The sequence below is a fragment of the Streptomyces sp. NPDC013455 genome (assembly GCF_040632975.1).
Lineage (GTDB): Bacteria > Actinomycetota > Actinomycetes > Streptomycetales > Streptomycetaceae > Streptomyces.
Genome location: NZ_JBEYCX010000028.1, coordinates 1 through 17,706 on the forward strand (window position 1 = coordinate 1; position 17,706 = coordinate 17,706).

The window sequence follows — 17,706 nt, forward strand, 5'->3', positions numbered from 1 at the left end:
CCCTCGAAGACAACCGCCACCGCATCCGGCGACCGCCCCACCTGCGCCTCGAACAACTCACCCAACGTCGCCGGCACCACATCAGCCCCGGTGTCATTCCAGTCGACGAGCACCCGACGCCGCTCGGCCTCGCTCAGGAGCTCCGCACGCGCGACGAGTTCGCCGGGCTCCGCCCCCGCGAGCCACGTGGCGACGTTGAGGTAGCGGCGGGAGACCGCGGCGGCCTCGGTGAGGTTGTGGACGTCCGGGTTGGCGTCGACGTTGATCTGCATGCCCGCGCGGTCGTAGATGTCGATGCGGAGGTCGTCGACGGGGCCGGTGGACAGGTTGTGGGCGACGGTGGGGTTGTCGCCGAAGCGCAGGTCGTAGTCGAAGGCCATGACATTGATGTGCAGCCCGCACAGGTCGCCGTCGACGATGTTCAGGTCGTTGAGCATGTCCTTGTAGCGGTACCGCTGGTGGCGGAGCCCGTCGCGGATCACCCGGGTGGTCTGGCGCACGACGTCCTCGACGGTGGACTCGGGGCCGATCGTGAGGCGCAGCGGCAGGATGTTGGAGGTCATGCCGGGCACGTCGAGGCTTCGCCTGCCGGAGCGGGCGCGGACGGGCAGGCCGATGGTGACCTCGCGGTCGCCGGTGACGCGGTGCTGGTAGAGGGCGGCGGCCGCGATCATCAGTCCGGGGAAGCTGGTCCTGAGGCGGCGCGCGCCGGCCTTGAGGAAGGCGGCCGCGTCCGAGTCGACGCCGTCCGTGTGCCGCAGCGGGGCGCGCTGGGCGCGCCGGGACTTGTGGGCGTCGCCGCCGTGCACGGCCGGGTGGTCGGCGAGCAGGTCCAGCCAGTACCGCCGGTCCTGCTCGAACTCGGGGGACGCGCGGTAGTCGCGGTCGGCGTCGAGGAGGACGGAGAGGGGCTCCACGGCGCCTTCGGAGGGGTCGCGGCCCGCCAGGAGCGCGGCGTAGATCTCGGCGGTCCGCTGGATCATCACGACGCCGCCATGGCCGTCGATGACCAGGTGGTGGGAGCGGACGTACCAGTAGTGGAGCTCGTCCTCGACCTTGATGACCGCGGCGTCGAACAGCGAGCCGCCCTCCAGCCGGGCCGGGCGCTCCAGGTCGGCGTTCATCCAGGCCGCGCCCGCGGCGCGCGGGTCGGGTTCGCCGCTGACGTCGACGACCCGGACCGGGTAGTCGCGGGCGTCGTGCAGGTACTGCATCGGTGTCCCGTCGACCACGCGCACGCGGAGGCGCAGCGCCTCGATCTCGCGGACGCGCAGCTCGGCGGTCCGTACGAGGAGGCCGAGGTCCACGGGGCCGTGGATCTCGAGGTACTCCGACAGGAAGAAGGCCCGGTTGTCGGGGGCGAGTTGCTGCGCGTACCAGATGCCGAGCTGTCCGCTCATCAATTCGCGGAGCTCACCCTCGCTCTTCGCCATTCCCGCGTACTCCAATCGTTTCAGCTCATCGACTGGAACAGCACGGGCCGCCTCCACCGGGGCATGGCGCATGACCGCCCAGCTTCTCTTGCACAAAGCGTGGCCTGACAATTCACACTGCTTCAGCGCCTAGCGGCGACCCACTATGACCCACGGCCCGGCGGTGATCAATGCGGCTCCGATGGGCGTTCAACTGCCGGAGCACGGTGGTTGAACGCCTGTGTGCCGGGCGCCCGTCACGCCTTGACGGAGTCGGACGCGCCCTGCGACCGTAATGGACGCCTATACCGTGAGCGGGCGCCGGAGATCGCCAGAAGCGTCCGCCGACTGCCTTCCGGCCGCGTATCCGTCGCGTATTTCCGGTCACCCACAGATCTGCGAGGCACATCCGCATGCCCGATTCAGCGCCGCTCATTAGTCTGGCGGATCCCGAACTCTATTCACTTGGCGATCCTTTCGCGCAATGGAGCTGGCTGCGCGCGCACGATCCGGTGCACTGGCACGAACCGACCGAGCTGCCGGGCTTCTGGTCGCTGACGCGCTACGACGACATCCGGGCCGCCTATCGGGACGCGGAGACGTTCAGTTCGGCCCAGGGCATCCTGCTGCGGCCCGCCGAGCACGGGCCGGACCCGGGCGGCGGGCGCACGCTGGCCCTGACGGACGCGCCCCGGCACAAGCAGCTGCGGGGGCTGGTCGACGGCTGGTTCGCCGTGCGGTCGGTGCGCGCCCTGGAGACAGAGATGAAGGACATCGCGCAGGGCGTGGTGGACAAAGCCTTGGAAATGGGGAGTTGCGACTTCGTCACCGATGTGGCGGCCCGCATCCCGCTCTATGTGATCTGCAGGATGATGGGTGTTCCGGAGTCCGACTGGGAGCGTCTCTACGAGCTGACCAGCCGGGCCTTCGGGGCGGGTGACCCGCTCACGCGCCGGTTCGCCCACCTCGACATTCTCGGGTACTTCGAGACTCTGCAGGCGGAGAAGGCGGCGGACCCGGGCGACGATCTGGTGAGCGTGCTGGCGACGGCGGAGGTGGACGGCGAGCGGCTGAGCCCCGACGATGTCATCCTCAACTGCGACAACCTGCTGGTCGGCGGCACGGAGAACACGCGCATCGCGGCGGCCGGCGGGATGCTCTCCTTCCTGGAGCATCCGGACCAGTGGCAGGCGGTGCGGGACGACCCGGAGCTTCTGCCGTCCTCGGTGGAGGAGGTGCTGCGCTGGACGTCGACGGCCACCCACATCATGCGGACGGCGGTACGGCCGGCCGAGATCGCCGGGCGGCGGGTCGAGGAGGGCGACAAGGTGGTCTTCTGGCTGCCGTCTGCCAACCGGGACGAAACCGTCTTCGACGCTCCCGACGTCTTCGACGTGCGCCGCACGCCCAACCGGCACCTGTCCCTGGGCTTCGGTGAGCACTTCTGCCTGGGCGGCATGCTGGCCAGGGTCGAGCTGCGTCTGCTGTACGGCGAGCTGCTCAGCCGGGGTGTGCGCATCGAGTCGGACGGGCAGCCGAAGCTTCTCGACTCGATCGTGGTCAACGGCCCCGAGACCCTGCCGGTCCGGATGAAGGCCGTCTGAGGCTCGGCGGGCACATACGCCGAAAGGGGCCCACCTGCCGAGGTGGGCCCCTTTCGCGTGCCGCGGTGGCTCAGTCGGACATGGCCACCAGGACCCGGCGGTCTCCGGTGAAGGGGCGCCGTCCGTGGCCCACGGCGACGTTGTCGACGACCATCAGGTCGCCCCGGCGCCAGTCGACGTCGACGGCCATCTCCAAACCCCGGTCGTGGATGTGGAGCACGTACGCGTCGGGGATGGGGCTGCCGTCGGCGAAGGTGACCGACTGGGGCAGTTCCTCGGGCGGGAGGATCTGCGCGAGTTCGCGCGCGGTCTCGTCGCCGAGCGCGGCCGGGTGGAAGTGGTCGGCCTGGTTGAACCAGAGCTCGGCGCCCGACACCGGGTGCCGCACGGTGGCCGGCCGGATGGGGCTGGTCATGCGCAGTCCCCCGTCGGGATCCCACTTCCAGTCGAACTCCCCTGCGGTCAGGAAGGATTCGACGGTCGCGCGGTCGTCGGTCTCGAAGGTCTGCCGCCAGCTGCGGCCGAGCCCGAAGCCGTCGTGGAGGTTCTGTGTGTAGCGGATGCCCGCCGCGAACGCGTCGCGGACCTCCTCGTCGAGGGACTCCAGCCACAGCGCGCCGTCCACGACGGGCGTCGCGCCCCCGGAGCCGGGTGTGGTGGCGCAGTAGAAGAAGAGCCGTTCAGGCCAGCGGTGGCTGTAGGACAGCTCGTTGTGCATGGCGATGGTCATGTGCTGCGGGTACTCGGTGGACGTGTAGAGGTTCCCACCGAGCTTGGTGCGCGGCGAGGTGCCGTGCAGGTAGGCGAGCCGGTTCGGCAGCAGCAGGTCCATCACGGACTCGATGTCCTGCTCGGCCACCTCGAAGTCACGGAAGACGACGGCCTTCTCGCGGGCGAGCAGGTCGCCGAAGTCGCCTGCCGTGGCGAGGAGTTCACGCATTCCTTCCGCACCGGTGCGGCCGTCCTCGGGGCGCAGCTCCAGCGGCTTCCAGTCCTTGGGATCAGTCATGCCGATCTCGTCTCCGTTCACTCTCGTCCGTGGTTCCGCAGGCGCGACCAGGCCGCGGCGTCGTGCTGGAACACCTGGTCCTTGATCTCGGGGGGCCGCATCCCGGCCGCCAGGCGGTGGTGCCAGTGCTCGGTGAAGGCCGCGGCGGCCACCGGGACGACGCGGGCGGCGCCGAGGGCGCCCGTGGACCGCGCGTTGCGGTAGTCGCGGCTCACCCGGCCCAACTCCGCGTCCACCAGGTCCTGCAAGGAGGACAGCCCGGCCGCCGGCAGGGGCCGGCGCAGGGCGGCGGCCAGCGTGTAGTGGGGGCGGCGGTCGGAGCCGTCCTCGGTCCGGCAGGTGAGGTTGACGACGTCGACTCCGGCGGCCTTGGCCGCCTCCCGCACGGCGCGGACGACGTGCAGTTCGCGCAGCCGCTCGCCCGCCGCGTCCGAGAGCGTGGCGCGCCCGGCGTACTCGACCCTGGGCACCGTGCCGACCCGGTCGACGACGTGCGCGATGTCGCCGAGCACATAGCGGTACAGGCCGCCGGGATGGGAGAGGACGACGTGGTAGTCGCGGCCCGGCTCCAGCTCGTCGTACAGGAGGGTGGGGCTGTCGGGCGTCACGTCCCGGCTCGCGTCGACGAACTCGTACAGTGCGCAGGACACGGCGAGCGGCCCGGCGGTCGGGTGCCGGTCCAGCGGTACGCCGACGGGCCCCTCGGAGGCCGCGGGGGGCGTGGGCAGGACGGCGACGTCGGGGCCGTACGCCTCCTTGAGACGGGGCAGGTAGAGGGAGGCGAGGCCGCTCGTCCAGCAGTACAGCAGCCGCATGCGGGGCCAGACGGCGGCGGGCGTCGGCCGGCCACCGGGCGCGGCCGCGGCGCGTCGCTCCAGCTCGGCGGCGCGCCGGGGGTTGGGCGTGCCGCCGGGCTCGCCGAGGTAGGTGCCGTCGCGGATGTCCTTCAGCAGGTCGGTCCACCACTGGGCGAGCAGCTCGGGCAGCATCGCGATCATGGTGGGGTTGTGGCCGATGACGGAGCGCACGTCGTGCTCGGCGGCCATGCGGACGCGGACGTACAGCTTGTCCAGGTAGGCCTGGTCGTCGACGGGCACGGGCAGTTCGGCCCAGGGGGCGCGGCTGCCGGGCTCCTCCAGGCGCACGCCGAAGCCGCCTTGCAGGTCCGCCTGGCTGGGGCCGAGGCTCGGCCGTCCGGAGGCGCTGACGGCGGGCCGGGCGAGCCGGTCGTGGCGCAGGTTGAGGCAGACGGCACCGCGTCCGAACGCCTCGGGGTAGTACTGGGCCGGCACTCCCATGGCGGCCTGGAAGAAGGGGAGGTAGACGCGTTTGACGAAGGTCTCGGTGACGGGGACGCGTTTGCGGCCGCCGGTTGATCCGCTGGTGGTGAAGAACAGCCGGGGCGCCTCGCGCGTGAGCACCCGCGCCTCGCCTTCGGCGCTGCGCGCCAGCCACGGCCCGTACTCCTGGTGGGTGCGCAGCGGCACTGCGGAGCGGTACTCGTCGATGGTGCGGACGCGGCCGAAGCCATGCGCCCTGCCGAAAGCGGTGTCGGCGTTGTCGGTGAGGATCTCGGTGAGGATGCGTCGCTGCCATGCCGCCGCTTCGCGAACCGCGGCCGCGAACTGTTCCTTGGAGGCGATGAGCCTGCCGCGGTAGGCGGCTTCGTCGTCGCCGTCCGCCTCGGCGCGGGGGCCGGTGTCGCCGAGTCTCATGTTGCTTCCTCGATGGTCCCCAGCACGTGGTCGACGGCGGCCCCCGCGTCCTGGCCGGCGGGCACACGTTCGACGTGCAGCTGCCGGGTTTCCGCGACGAGTTCGGCGCGCAGGTCCAGCTGGAAGCGAGTGAAGCCGTCGATGTCGGGGGTCGGCCCGTAGTGCTCGAACGGGTTGAGCCGGGCGCCTTCGCCCGCGCGCCGCCACGCGGTCCCCGGGTCGACCTCCAGGAGGAGGACGCCCCGCGGCTGGGGCAGCGACCGCCAGTGCTCCTGCCAGGGCCCGTCGGCCAGGCCGAGCAGCCGGCACTTGGCGAGGATCTTGTAGTAGTAGGAATCGATCAGGAGGGTGCGGCCGGGTGGCGCGCGGAAGATCCGGTCGCGGTAGTAGGCGACGGCGACGTTGAGGAGGGCCTGTACGTACTCCGGGGCGTGTCCGCTCGCGAAGGCGCGGCGGAGCGCCTCGGGAAGGGCGGTGAGCGCGCGGTACTCCCCGAACAGCAGTGGGGCGTCGTACGAGACGGGCAGCACCGGGCCGCCGCGGGCGGCGATCCGGTCCAGGATGGTGGACTTGCCGCACTGGTCGGTGCCGAGCAGCACCCAGAAATCAGTCATCGCGACCCCTCTCGGGGCCGCCGAGGCATGCGTACGCGCGCAGCCGACCCGGGCGGCCGGTGTCCTCGTGGACCCGCAGATACGCGGGGCGGGTGGGCAGTTCGTGCAGGTGCGGCACGTGCTCGACCGCGATCCGGTCGCCGGGGTCGAGCACCCCGGTCAGCAGGGCCTCGGCGAGTGTGTGGTTGAGGTGCACCAGGTACTGCGGGAGCGTGAGCCCGTCCGTCGCGACGGTGAGCCGCCGGAGCCCGGCGCCGGCCCGTGCGCCGTGCGGGACACGCACGGTGTACGGCGGCGGTGGCGGCCCGGCGGGCAGGGTGCCGCGCACCCGGCGCAGCAGCAGCCGCAGTTCGCGGTGGCGGGGCCCGGCACCGGGGGCGTACCAGGCGATCCGGCCGTCGGCGCCGGTGAAGGAGGGTGGCAGCCGGGAGGCGAGGTTGCGCGGGTTACCGGCGAGGAAGACGGTGCGGGTGTGGTCGGCGAGCCAGGTGCGCGCGGTGTCCGGGGCGAGCGTGACCGTGAAGTCCAGTACGGACTGGGCGAACCGGGGCAGCTCGCAGCTGCGGAGCACGGCCACGGCGGCGGCCACGGGGCCGGGCGCCCCGGCCGCGCGCACGCGGGCGTCCAGTGCCTCGCGGAGTTCCTGTTGGCTGGGCATCACAGGTACACCTCGTTCAGCAGGTGGCCGTCGGCGCCGCCCCGGCGGGATCGGCCGAGCAGCGCCGTGGTGAGCCGGTAGGGATCGACGTAGGGGTGCGGGCGGGCGTGCCGCCGCAGCAGGGCGGCGGTGTCGGCCGGATCTGGGGGGCTGGACTGGCCCTTGAGCACGCGTGCGGCCCGTTCCATGCAACGGTTCAGCAGCTCGGCGCGGTACGGCTGCCGGTCGCCGCGGCCCAGCATCGCGACGAAGTACAGGCGCAGCCCGAGCCGGTACGCGTCGGGGCCCACCCGGTCCAGGTGGCGCTCGGCCAGCGCCGCGGCGGTCAGCCCCTGCCAGCCGCCGTGCCGCGACGAGGGCACCGGGCCGGGGGCGCCGCCGGTGCGCACCCGGCCGAGAGCGACGAGGTGGACTCGGGCGCCGAGCCTGCCCAGGACGTGCCGCAGCAGGACGTGGTCGGGGAGGGTGTCGCGGTCGCAGGTGAGCACGAAGTCGTCGTAGGCGCGCAGGTGCGGGATGAGATCGCGCAGCAGCCAGGCGAGGTAGTTGGCGGTGCCGTCGGCGCCGACGAGCAGGCGCAGCGGCAGGCCGCCGCGGGTGCCGTCCAGGTACACCGGGCCGTTCCAGCGGCGGTGGTCGACGCACAGGCCGAGGTCGGCGAGGAGCGCCACGAGTTGGTCGAGGCTCAGCGGCGGGCGTGCCCGCGTCCGCAGCCCCGGGTCGGCGATGCCGAGTTCGCGCAGCCGCACGCCCCACAGGTCGAGGATGCGGGCGCCTGCGGGGTGCGGCGGTCCGCCGGCCTCGGCGGCGCGCCGCACGGCGGGGTCGAGGCGGTCCCCGGAGGACCGGCCCCGCTGGTACTCGACGTAGAGGGCGCCGATCTCCTCCTCGTCGCAACGGCTGAAGTCGGCGCCGGGCCGGGTGCGGTCGAGGTGGTCCCAGAAGCCGAGGGTCTGGGCGTTGAGGACGCCGACGCTCCAGCTGTAGTGCAGGTCGACGTGGTGCAGTTGGCCGGTGGCCCGGTGCATGACGTCGCTCCACAACAAACCCTTGACGTGGCTGAGGGTGAGGGGCTTGGTGGGCGCCACGGGCACGGGGGCGAACAGAACGCGCCGCGCGTGCGCGGCGGTGGTGAGCTGGCGCAGGGCCACATCGTCCTCCGTCGGGTGCGTGTGGGAGGGATCCTGTGCTCCCGGCACCCGCCGGGACGGGGGCTTCCTCGGGGCGGGGCCGGGAGCGCACGGGGACGGGGGGACCCCGGCTGCGGCGGCCTCGCCGGGCTCCGCCGGGCCGGCCGGAGATCCACTATGCCCCCGGCGCACGCCGCCACGTCAACGGCGGGGCCTGGCCGTTCAACTGCCCCCGCATCCTGGTTGAACAGCACCGCCGGGGCCCCGGGGGGTGCTCAACGGACGGCTTGATCGGCGAGTCGGGGCGGTGTCATGGTGGGGCGCCCGGCAGCGCCCTGAGCCTTGGGACCGTACCACCGCACGCGGAAGCCCTGCGGGCGGTCGCCGCGCGCGACGGCCGGCGCGGTGCGCGACAGCCGGCGCGGTGCGCGACACCCGATGCGATGCGCGGCAGCCGGTGCGATGCGCGGCAGCCGGTGCGAGGCCTCTCGGGGTGCGTCCCCGACTTCCCTTCCACCACAGCGGCTCCGTCCATCACGGCGCCTTCGCCCACGACGACCTGGAGACCCTCTTGCACACCACGACTGTGAGCGGGGGCGCGCCATGCCCTACGTGACCGCCAACGGCATCCGGCTCTCCTACCAGCGCTCGGGCCGGGGGGAACCGGTTCTCCTCATCATGGGATCCGGCGCCGCCGGCCACGTCTGGACCACGCACCAGACGCCGGCGCTCAACAAGGCGGGCTACGAGACGGTGATCTTCGACAACCGGGGCATCGGCGCCTCCGACGCGCCCCCGGGGCTCTACTCGCTCGCCGACATGGTCGCTGACACCAAGGGCCTGATCGAGGCGCTGGACCTCGGCCCGTGCCGGATCGTCGGCATGTCCATGGGCGCGATGATCGCCCAGGAGCTGGCGAGCCGGTACCCGCACCTGGTGCACTCGGCGGTGCTGATCGCCACGCGCGCGCGGTCCGACGCGACGCGGCGGGCGCTGACGGAGGCGGACCTGGCGCTGCGCGCGAGCGGTGTGCAGCTGCCCGCGAAGTACGAGGCGATGCGCACGGCTCTGGAGATGCTGTCCCCGGCGACCCTCAACGACGATACGGCCGCGAGCGGTTGGCTGGAGATTCTCGAGCTGACCGGCGGCAGCGCCGGCGGCGGCCAGGTCGGGGTGGACCGGATGGGCGACCGCCGCGAGGTGCTGCGCTCGATCGGCGTGCCGTGCCGCACCATCGCGTTCTCCGACGACCTGATCTGTCCGCCGCATCTGGTGGCCGAGGTGGCCGAGGCCATTCCCGGCTGCGACCACGTCGAGATCCCGGACTGCGGGCATCTGGGGAACCTGGAGCGGCCCGGGGCGGTGAACGCCGCGATCGTCGAGTTCCTGGACAAGTACTGACGGCCCTCATCCGTCCTCCGTACGCCCTCTCACGTAAGGCCTCGCTGTGACACAGAGTGAGTTCATCGATTCGGGACCCGCGGCGAAGATCGTGCGGCGGGCCGTCACCACCTGGACGCTGCGGATGTCCTCACCCGACCGGCTGCGGCCGGCCCGCTCGGACGTCCCGATGCGGGTCGAGCGCTCCCAGGTGCCGTCGGTCGACCTGAGCCGCGCCCTGTACGCCGCCGTGGGCTCCCAGGTGTGCTGGACGGACCGCTTCTCCTGGGACCACGAGACCTGGCAGGCGTGGGTCCACCGGGAGTCCCTGGGCACATGGATCGCCACGGTCCACGGCACCGTCGCCGGGTTCTTCGAGCTGGAGGCCCAGCCTGGCGGCGCCGTGGAGATCGTGCTGTTCGGCCTGTTGCCCCAGTTCCACGGGCAGGGCCTGGGCGGCGCGCTGCTGACGGCCTGCGTGGAGCTGGCCTGGCGCGGCGGTGTCGACTGGGGCGGGCCGGGCGCCGGGCCCGCTGCGTACGTCTACCTGCGCACCAGCACGCTCGACCACCGCCATGCGGTGCGCAACTACCTCGCGCGCGGCTTCGAGAGGGCCGAGTCGGAGACGGCGGACAAGGGGATCCCCGACCCGCGGTTCGCTCCCTGGCCGCTGTCGCGCGACCCGCGGCAGGTGCCCGCGAGCGACCTTTAGCGGCTGTGGGGGCGGCCCTGTGGTCCCAGGCTCCCGGCCGGGCCCGCAGGGCCTTCCGTATCCGCGGTCACGTCCGGGTGGCGGCCGCCTCGCTCCTGACGAACCGGGCCAGCCGGCCGATGCCCGCGTCGATCTGGTCGTGCGTCAGGTAGCTGACGGACAGCCGGAGTGCGTACTCGCCCCCGCCCTGCGGATGGAAGTACGACATCGGGGTCCAGATGACGCCGAACTCCTCCGCCGAGCGCGTCAGCGCGGCGTTGTCCGCGCGGAACGGCACGGTGACGGCCAGGAAGAAGCCTCCGGTCGGCTCGTTCCAGCGCACCCCGAGCGCGTCGCGCTCGCCCTCCGGGAAGGCCGCCTCCAGCGCCCGCAGGGTGTCCCTCATCGCGTCCCGGTAGTACGCGGCGGTGGCCACGTTCAGCTCGGACGCGCGGCCGTCCGCCGTCAGCAGCATGCCGGCCGCCACAGCCTGGCTGACCGGCGAGGTGTTCACCGTCACCATGGACTTGATCTTGGTGAGCTCGTCCGCGAGCAGGCTCGTGCGGCCCGCCGCCCGCGTGACGGGCTGGTCGGCGACCGCGAAGCCGACCCGGGCCCCGGGAAAGAGCGTCTTGGACAGGGAGCCCAGGTGGACAACCCGCCGGTCCGTGTCCAACGCCTTCAGGGTCGGCAGCTGCCGACCTGGGCTGACCAGCCGGTACGGGCTGTCCTCAAGGACCAGGAAGTCCTCGCGGGCGGCCAGTTCGAGCAGTTCCCGGCGGGTCTCCAGCAACATGGTGGTGCCGGAGGGGTTGGAGTGGTCGGGGATGACGTAGAAGGCCCGGGGACGCCGCCCCCGGGCCCGCTCGGCGCGGATCGCCGCCGCCAGGTCGGCACAGCGGAATCCGCCCTCGGCCTCCTCGACCGCGACCGGGTGGATGTCGAAGAGCCGCGCCGCGCCGGTGACGCCCACGTAGCAGGGGCTGGAGACGAGCAGCACGTCCTCGGGGCCCGCGATGAGCGCACGCACCGCCAGCAGCATCGCCTCCTGGGCGCCGACGGTGACCACGACGGACTCGGGCGGCACGTCGATGCCCTCGTCCTTGCGCAGCAAGTCCGCGATCAGCTCGCGGATCTGGCCGCCGGCCGGGCCGTACTGGAACAGCGCGGAGCGCACACGCTCGGGCGGGGCGCCCTGCGCCTCCAGATGGTCCAGGTAGCGGCGCAGGTAGGTGAAGATCTGCTCGGTGTCGAAAAAGCCCTCGTAGGGGCGCCCCGGCGCGAACGAGACCGCGTCGGGGTAGCGGGTGGTGATCTCGTTGAGGAAATTCATCGTGTCCAGGACGGGATCCGAGACACTGCCGTGCAGTTCCTCCGCGCGCAGGCCCGCGGCGGTGGCCGCAACGGCAGGGGGCACGCCGGGCGCGGCTGCGGCCCGGTGGCCGAACCGCCCCTGCTCCTGGACCAGTTCGGGCCCGGCCTGCACTACGGAGCCGGTGCCGGTGAGCGCCATCGCCTCCACCAGCCCCTCGGTCACGATGCCGAGCACGTCCGCGACGCCCTCCGCTCCCGCCACGGCCAGCCCGTGCAGGGCCGGGCGCCCGAGCAGCACCGCGTCGGCGCCCAGCGCGAGGGCCACGAGCACGTCCGCGCCACGCCGTATCCCGCCGTCGAGCAGGACCGGACAGGCCCCGCCGACGGACCGCGCGATGCCGGGCAGCACGTGAAGGGTGGCCGGGGCGCCGTCGAGCTGACGGCCCCCGTGGTTGGAGACCACGATGCCGTCGACGCCCGCCGCGACCGCCCGCCGGGCGTCCTCGGGGGTGAGCACGCCCTTGACCAGGACCGGCAGTGAGCTGACGGACCGCAGCCAGTCGATCACCGACCAGTCCAGGGCCGGGTCGAACTCCGCGAGCGCGTGACCGCTCGGCGAGTCGAACCCGGTGCCGGTCAGGTTGGCGGGCGCCACGCCGTCGGGCAGCCGGAAGTCGTTGCGCACGTCGCGGAGCCGGCGGCCCAGGCGCGGCGCGTCCACGGTCAGTACCAGGGCCTCGAAGCCGGCCCGCTCCGCCCGTCGCACCAGGGCGCCTGTGGTGGCCCGGTCCCGGAAGCAGTACACCTGGAGCCACAGCGGGCTCGCGGCCTCGGCCGCGATGTCCTCGAAGGTGCGGCTCGCGAAGGTGCTGACGACCAGAGGCAGGCCGGCCGCCCCCGCGCCGCGCGCCGTGGCGGTCTCGCCCTCCGGGTGCGCCAGCCGGTGGTACGCCACCGGTGCGATCCCGAGCGGCGCGGCCCAGGTACGGCCCAGAATCTCCGTCGTGGTGTCGGGCGCTCCCCGGCCGGCCAAAACCCGGGGACGCAGCGACACCCCGTCGAAGGCCGCGAGATTGGACGCGAGCGTGCGCTCGTCGCCCGCGCCGCCCTCCAGGAAGTCCCAGACGGCGGGCGCGACGTTCGGCCGGGCCCGGGCGGCGTAGTCGGCCAGGGTGACCGGAGGCCCGGCGGTGGGGTCGGCGCCGCTCATCCGGAGGTCAGCCGCTCGCGCTCCACGGCTTCGTACAGCGCGCGGATGTTGGAACTGCCGAAGCCGCGGGAGCCCTGGCGCTGGATCAGCTCGAAGAAGAGCGTGTTGCGCTCGTACGGGGAGCGGCTGAACAGCTGGAGGAGGTCGCCCCACTCGTCACGGTCGGCCAGCACCTGGGCGTCGCGCAGCTCGTCGACGATGCCGCGCAGCCCCTCGAACCGTTCGACGAGCAGGTCGTAGTACGTGTCGGGGGTGGCCAGGAAGTCGACGCCGCGGTCCCTGCACTCCCGGACCGCCGGAATGATGTCGTCGACCAGGAACGCCAGGTGCTGGGCGCCCGGTCCCCCGTTCCGCTGCAGGAACGCGTCGAGCTGGCCCGGCTCCTTGTCCGGGTCCGGGGCGACGAGCGTGAAGGTGACACCGCCGCTCTCGCTGCGCACGACGATGGAGTCCATCGCCTGCCCGCCGACGGCGACGTACTCGGAGGAGAAGCGGGAGAATCCGAACCCGTCGCGGTAGAAGTCCGCGTACTCGGCGAGCGTGCCGCCCGCCAGGCAGACCGCGACATGGTCCAGGGCCCGGACGCGGCCCTTCGGGAGCCGAAGGCCCGGCGACGGGATCCAGTTGCGGCCCGGCGGGAGCCCGTCGGCGGGATTCCCGCCCGCGGGGAGGAGCGTGTGTACCACGTCGCCGAAGCCCGACACGACGGTGTTGCCGCGCATCGAGACCACCGGCTCGGCGCCGGCACGCAGCGCCGCCTCCCGAGTGGCCGCCACGTCGCGGCAGGTCATGGCTATGTCCGCGATGCCGTCCCCGTGATCGTCGAGGAACTTCCAGATGCCCCGCCCAGAGGTGACGACGAGCTGGACGTCTCCCTGTCTGAGCAGGATGGAGCTGCGGTCGATCTCGACGGAGTCGGCGACTCGTGTGAAGCCCATGGCCGAGACGAAGTAGTCGACGGCCACGAGCTTGTCCCTGGTGAACAGCTCGATGTATGCGATGTCTTGCACAGCCATGGAGAGAAGCCTCGCGATCGGCAGGTGCCCTGAGTCGGTGCCTGCGGGTGGAAGGGCAGGACACCCGCACCGCTGCCGCGGCCTCGCCGAGGTGTCCCGCCCAAGGTCGTCACTGACGTGGTCAGGCGACGGCTACCAGCGCCACTCCTGCTGCTTGAAGAGGTGACCGGACTTGATGTCACGGTCCTTGCACCAGGTCATGAACTCCTCGATCTGCTTGATCTGGTACGTGTCCTCCGTGTACGTGGTCGCCATGACGTGGCCCAGCCAGTCCTCCTCGCCCATCGCGTAGACGTAGGCTTCCTTCGCGCCGAGCTCGGTCATGATCGCGGCGGCCTGCTCGGCGTTGGAGCCGGACAGCTTGCGGGAGCTACTCATCTTCTTGGTGACCGGGATGGTCAGCAGGGCCTGGTAGAGCCAGGTCAGCGGAGCGCCGTCGCATTCCATGCCGAGGAAGGCGATGTCGGCGGTGCCCAGGTGGCCCTTGACGTAGCGGTACAGGGACGGTTCGATGCCGGAGGAGTCGGCGCCGATGAAGACCTTCTTGCCGGCCAGCTCCGCCCAGTACGTCGACTTGGCGCGGATGTCCAGGTCGCAGTGCTCGCCGAGGAACGGCGTGGCCGTGACCTTGCCGCCGGGGAACTCCACCTCGTCGAAGTCGTCCACCTCGATCACGTTGAAGCCCTGGTGCCTGAGCATCAGGGCCATCGACGGGTCGGCGAGGTTTCCGCGCGAGGAGCGCGGGACGACGATCGCGCCGAGGCGGCCGCGCAGCTGGAGCAGCGTCTCCAGGACGATGTGGTCCTGGTGGCCGTGGGTGATCAGCACGAGATCGATGTAGTCGGGCAGGTCGTCCAGCGTGTACCGGTCGGTCTTGTCACTGTCGGCGCTGATGAACGGGTCGGTGACGATGGCCGCCTCGGGCGTTTGCAGGACGAGGCAGGCGTGCCCGAAGTAGCGGATGCGGCCGCCGCTGTCGATGTGGCGGTCCGGGGACAGGCTCGGCTTGTCGGAGAGCAGCGCGCGCAGCTGCTTGGCCTGGGCGTCGTCGAGACCGAGGGCTTCGCGCAGGTGGGCGAGGGTCGTCGGGTGCACTCGGCTCTTGAAGAGCTCGGCAAGGCCCTCGTGGCGGAACGGGATCGGGAGCTCCAGGACGTCCGGCGAGGGCAGGCGCGGGGTGCTCAGGATGAACGGGCGCTCGATCCCGGTCTCCAGGGACAGCTGCACCGACTGGCGGGCCTCCTGATAGACGTTGCTCTTGTAGACGACCGGCTCCATGAAGCGCATCTGCGCCTGGTTGTCCGTGTCGTACGCGAGCTCTACCAGGCCGCCGAGCTCGGCCGGCAGCTTGGGGTAGAGCGGGGTGAGGTCGAAGCCGGTGGCGTTGGCCCGCAGGATCTCCTGGCCGGCGGCGATCGCCTCGGCGAACTTGAGCATGTCGGCACGGTCACGCTTGATCGCGGCGAGCAGGTCGCGCACCTCGTCGGCGCGCTCCTCGGGGATGTTGATGAAGTAGCCGCCGCGCAGCTCGGGGTTGTTGCTGGCCGTGACGTGCACCTGCGGGGACTGCAGGTACGACTCGAGGAGCGGGACCTGGAGGAAGGCCAGGTTCATCGCGGCCTGGACCGGCGCGATCGTGTAAGGCCAGGCGAAGAACCTGTCCACGAGCGGCTCGATGATTGCTTTCGACCTGAGAAACAGCTGCTCGTCTGCCATGAGTGCATTCCCTCCAGGAGAGCCAAGGACTAGGACACCCATGGGCATGCGCAATGCCCATGACGTCACAGCGGACCGTAAGAACGACAAGGGGAAATCGCAGGGCGCCGCAATATCGTCTTTGACGTTCCCCGCCGAAGCAGAATGGCCTGGGGGCTTGCTTGGATCAAGCGACTCGGGGTGCCGCGGCGTTGAACACGCGAGGCCTTCCGAGGCCAGCCGGGGAGGCGGTGTTCAACTGCGGATTCGTCTCGGCTGAACGGCCGGTTGGACGACTTCACGCACCGCGCAAGGGGCAACCGCTTGAACACAGCGAAGCCGTCGCCGGATTCCGGCGACGGCTTTTCGTTGCACATTTCCCGCTACTGATCGCGGCGCCGCACAGCGAAGATGGTGATCGCGGCGCAGACGATATACCACACCGCGTACACGGTCCACGCCCCGGCCTCGGACCACGGGTAATTCACGGGCTTTTCGACGACCTGGATCAGCCGCGCCCAGGCGCTGTAGGGCAGCAGGTGATCGACGACGGCCGTGCCGTGGTGGTCGTCGCTGACGCCCATCGGGACGAGCAGCAGGAGCGCGAAGCTCACGCCGATCGTGGCGGCACTGGCCCGCACGATCGCGCCGACGGCCATGCCGACGAGTGCGGCCACCGGGGCGGCCGAGGCCGAGGCGAGCACCGCGGGCACGACGCCCGGATCGCCCAGCGACAGGCCGGTGTCGCGCCCGGCGAGGAGCGCCTGGGTCGACCAGAAGGAGCCGCCGGCGGCGACCAGGCCCAGCGCGGTGCTGACGGCGGTGACGACGACGACCTTGGCCGCCATCACGGAGCTGCGGGCGGGTACGGCCGTGAACGTCGTCCGGATCATGCCGGTGCTGTACTCGCCGACGACGGTGAGGGCGCCCATGGCACTTGCGGTCAGCATCAGGCACAGCACGGCGGCGTCGGTGAAGGCGTCGAGCATCGCCCAGTTGGGCATGAAGTCGGCCTTCTGCCGGGCGTCCCAGCCCGTCCAGTTGCTGTAGTCGTTGTACGCGGTGAAGATGTTGAAGCCGATGATGGCCAGCGTGCCTGCCACGAACGCCCACGGCGTGGAGCGCAGCGACCACATCTTGATCCACTCGGCGGCGATCAGGTCGGTGAAGCGGGCGCGCGGCTCGGCCGGCTCGGCGGACCGCACGGCGGACTCGGTGGCGGAGGTGGCGGGCGCGGTCATCGGGGGTCTCCTGCGGCGTACTCGATGCTGTCGGCGGTGAGTTCCATGAAGGCCGATTCCAGGGAGGCGCTGTGGGGGGTCAGTTCGTGCACCGGGACCATGTTCTGGAAGGCGAGGTCGCCGACGCGGTCCGCGCTCAGGCCGGTCACCGTCAGCGAGTTGTCGGCGTGCAGTGACACCGAGGCGCCCGCGTCGACCAGGACCGTGCGCAGCGCGGCCACGTCGGGCGTACGGACGGTCACGCTCCGATGGGTGCCCCGCGCGGCGAAGTCCTTGAGGCTCTCCGCGGCGATCAGCCGGCCCCTGCCGATGACGACGAGGTGGTCGGCGGTGTTCTCCATCTCGGACATCAGGTGGCTGGAGACGAAGACCGTGCGGCCCTCGCCGGCGAGCCGATGGAACAGGCCGCGCACCCACTTCACGCCGTCCGGGTCCAGTCCGTTGAGCGGCTCGTCGAAGAGCAGCACCGGCGGGTCGCCCAGCAGCGCGGTCGCGATGCCGAGGCGCTGCTTCATGCCCAGCGAGTAACCGCCGATGCGCCGGTGGCCGGCGTCGCCGAGGCCGACCTCGTCCAGTACCTCGCCGACCCGGCGACGCGCAAGGCCGTTGCTGACAGCGAGGGCGGTCAGGTGCGCGCGGGCGGTACGACCGCCGTGGACCCCGTGCGCGTCCAGCAGGGCCCCGACGTGGCGCATGCCGCGCGGCCGGTCCGCGAACGGCCGGCCGTTGATGGTGACGCTGCCGGCGGTGGGCTGGTGCAGCCCGAGCATCATGCGCAGGGTGGTGCTCTTGCCGGCGCCGTTCGGCCCCAGGAATCCCGTGACATGGCCCGGTCGCACCGTGAAACTCAGGTCGCTGACCGCGGCCTTCGCGCCGTAACGCTTGGTGACTTCCCTCACTTCAATCATGCGTTTCATCGTGCCCCGCGGCTTCGAAGGCGTCATCGGTCCACGGCGGACAATTGCTGCACACCGGTGTCGACCACGGTTGTACAACCTCGGTCCGATCCCACGTCGG

14 protein-coding genes are annotated in these 17,706 nt (G+C 71.7%); 3 read left to right on the forward strand and 11 right to left on the reverse strand.

Going from position 1 to position 17,706, the window contains the following annotated elements:
* The coding region (locus ABZ576_RS31460; RefSeq protein ID WP_360748477.1) for a condensation domain-containing protein at window positions 1-1,433 on the reverse strand (1,433 nt) is incomplete at its 3' end.
* 392 nt (window positions 1,434-1,825) lie between these two features.
* On the opposite strand from ABZ576_RS31460, the gene ABZ576_RS31465 reads away from it, so the two are divergent.
* A complete protein-coding gene (locus ABZ576_RS31465) occupies window positions 1,826-3,016 on the forward strand; it encodes a cytochrome P450 (protein ID WP_360748480.1) in 1,191 nt (396 codons plus the stop codon).
* A gap of 70 nt (window positions 3,017-3,086) precedes the next feature.
* Here the strand turns inward: ABZ576_RS31465 and ABZ576_RS31470 are convergent, their stop codons facing one another.
* From ABZ576_RS31470 to ABZ576_RS31490, 5 genes are read right to left on the reverse strand one after another with little or no spacing between them, the layout of a single operon-like run.
* A complete protein-coding gene (locus ABZ576_RS31470; protein WP_360748483.1) occupies window positions 3,087-4,025 on the reverse strand; it encodes a TauD/TfdA family dioxygenase in 939 nt (312 codons plus the stop codon).
* 17 nt (window positions 4,026-4,042) lie between these two features.
* Window positions 4,043-5,740, reverse strand: a complete 1,698-nt coding sequence (locus tag ABZ576_RS31475) for a GH3 auxin-responsive promoter family protein (RefSeq protein ID WP_360748487.1) — start codon at window positions 5,738-5,740, stop codon at window positions 4,043-4,045.
* Window positions 5,737-6,354 (reverse strand): hypothetical protein, encoded by a 618-nt coding sequence (locus tag ABZ576_RS31480; RefSeq protein WP_360748490.1) that lies wholly within the window; start codon window positions 6,352-6,354, stop codon window positions 5,737-5,739. Before ABZ576_RS31480 ends, ABZ576_RS31475 begins: the two co-directional genes overlap by 4 nt.
* Window positions 6,347-7,012, reverse strand: a complete 666-nt coding sequence (locus tag ABZ576_RS31485; protein ID WP_360748493.1) for a DUF6182 family protein — start codon at window positions 7,010-7,012, stop codon at window positions 6,347-6,349. The genes ABZ576_RS31480 and ABZ576_RS31485 overlap by 8 nt, the downstream gene beginning before the upstream one ends.
* Window positions 7,012-8,163 (reverse strand): hypothetical protein, encoded by a 1,152-nt coding sequence (locus ABZ576_RS31490; RefSeq protein WP_360748496.1) that lies wholly within the window; start codon window positions 8,161-8,163, stop codon window positions 7,012-7,014. Before ABZ576_RS31490 ends, ABZ576_RS31485 begins: the two co-directional genes overlap by 1 nt.
* Window positions 8,164-8,745: 582 nt before the next feature.
* On the opposite strand from ABZ576_RS31490, the gene ABZ576_RS31495 reads away from it, so the two are divergent.
* Together ABZ576_RS31495 and ABZ576_RS31500 are read left to right on the forward strand one after the other, a co-directional pair.
* On the forward strand, window positions 8,746-9,543 hold the full coding sequence (locus ABZ576_RS31495) for an alpha/beta fold hydrolase (protein ID WP_360748499.1): 798 nt from the start codon (window positions 8,746-8,748) through the stop codon (window positions 9,541-9,543).
* A 46-nt stretch (window positions 9,544-9,589) separates the two neighbouring features.
* Window positions 9,590-10,234 carry a GNAT family N-acetyltransferase gene (locus ABZ576_RS31500; RefSeq protein WP_360748502.1) on the forward strand — a complete coding sequence of 215 codons (645 nt, stop codon included), beginning with the start codon at window positions 9,590-9,592 and terminating at the stop codon, window positions 10,232-10,234.
* Window positions 10,235-10,301: 67 nt separating this feature from the next.
* On the opposite strand, the gene ABZ576_RS31505 is transcribed toward ABZ576_RS31500, so the two are convergent.
* The 5 genes from ABZ576_RS31505 to ABZ576_RS31525 form a co-directional block, all read right to left on the reverse strand.
* Window positions 10,302-12,737, reverse strand: coding sequence for an aminotransferase class I/II-fold pyridoxal phosphate-dependent enzyme (locus ABZ576_RS31505; RefSeq protein ID WP_360748505.1), 2,436 nt, complete (start codon window positions 12,735-12,737; stop codon window positions 10,302-10,304).
* Window positions 12,734-13,753 carry a 4-hydroxyphenylpyruvate dioxygenase gene (hppD, locus tag ABZ576_RS31510; RefSeq protein WP_360748508.1) on the reverse strand — a complete coding sequence of 340 codons (1,020 nt, stop codon included), beginning with the start codon at window positions 13,751-13,753 and terminating at the stop codon, window positions 12,734-12,736. Before hppD ends, ABZ576_RS31505 begins: the two co-directional genes overlap by 4 nt.
* 132 nt (window positions 13,754-13,885) lie before the next feature.
* Window positions 13,886-15,469, reverse strand: coding sequence for an MBL fold metallo-hydrolase (locus ABZ576_RS31515; protein ID WP_360748512.1), 1,584 nt, complete (start codon window positions 15,467-15,469; stop codon window positions 13,886-13,888).
* 362 nt (window positions 15,470-15,831) lie between these two features.
* The gene (locus tag ABZ576_RS31520; protein ID WP_360748515.1) at window positions 15,832-16,689 is read right to left on the reverse strand and encodes an ABC transporter permease; all 858 of its coding nucleotides are present in this window, start codon (window positions 16,687-16,689) and stop codon (window positions 15,832-15,834) included.
* Window positions 16,686-17,597, reverse strand: coding sequence for an ABC transporter ATP-binding protein (locus tag ABZ576_RS31525; RefSeq protein WP_360748518.1), 912 nt, complete (start codon window positions 17,595-17,597; stop codon window positions 16,686-16,688). The genes ABZ576_RS31520 and ABZ576_RS31525 overlap by 4 nt, the downstream gene beginning before the upstream one ends.
* Window positions 17,598-17,706 lie beyond the last annotated feature (109 nt).

Excerpts from the sequence above, each read along its gene's own strand:
- ABZ576_RS31465 (WP_360748480.1), top strand. The coding sequence starts at position 1,826 with ATGCCCGATTCAGCGCCGCTCATTAGTCTGGCGGATCCCGAACTCTAT.
- ABZ576_RS31470 (WP_360748483.1), bottom strand. The coding sequence starts at position 4,025 with ATGACTGATCCCAAGGACTGGAAGCCGCTGGAGCTGCGCCCCGAGGAC.
- ABZ576_RS31475 (WP_360748487.1), bottom strand. The coding sequence starts at position 5,740 with ATGAGACTCGGCGACACCGGCCCCCGCGCCGAGGCGGACGGCGACGAC.
- ABZ576_RS31480 (WP_360748490.1), bottom strand. The coding sequence starts at position 6,354 with ATGACTGATTTCTGGGTGCTGCTCGGCACCGACCAGTGCGGCAAGTCC.
- ABZ576_RS31485 (WP_360748493.1), bottom strand. The coding sequence starts at position 7,012 with ATGCCCAGCCAACAGGAACTCCGCGAGGCACTGGACGCCCGCGTGCGC.
- ABZ576_RS31495 (WP_360748499.1), top strand. The coding sequence starts at position 8,746 with ATGCCCTACGTGACCGCCAACGGCATCCGGCTCTCCTACCAGCGCTCG.
- ABZ576_RS31505 (WP_360748505.1), bottom strand. The coding sequence starts at position 12,737 with ATGAGCGGCGCCGACCCCACCGCCGGGCCTCCGGTCACCCTGGCCGAC.
- hppD (WP_360748508.1), bottom strand. The coding sequence starts at position 13,753 with ATGGCTGTGCAAGACATCGCATACATCGAGCTGTTCACCAGGGACAAG.
- ABZ576_RS31515 (WP_360748512.1), bottom strand. The coding sequence starts at position 15,469 with ATGGCAGACGAGCAGCTGTTTCTCAGGTCGAAAGCAATCATCGAGCCG.
- ABZ576_RS31520 (WP_360748515.1), bottom strand. The coding sequence starts at position 16,689 with ATGACCGCGCCCGCCACCTCCGCCACCGAGTCCGCCGTGCGGTCCGCC.
- ABZ576_RS31525 (WP_360748518.1), bottom strand. The coding sequence starts at position 17,597 with ATGATTGAAGTGAGGGAAGTCACCAAGCGTTACGGCGCGAAGGCCGCG.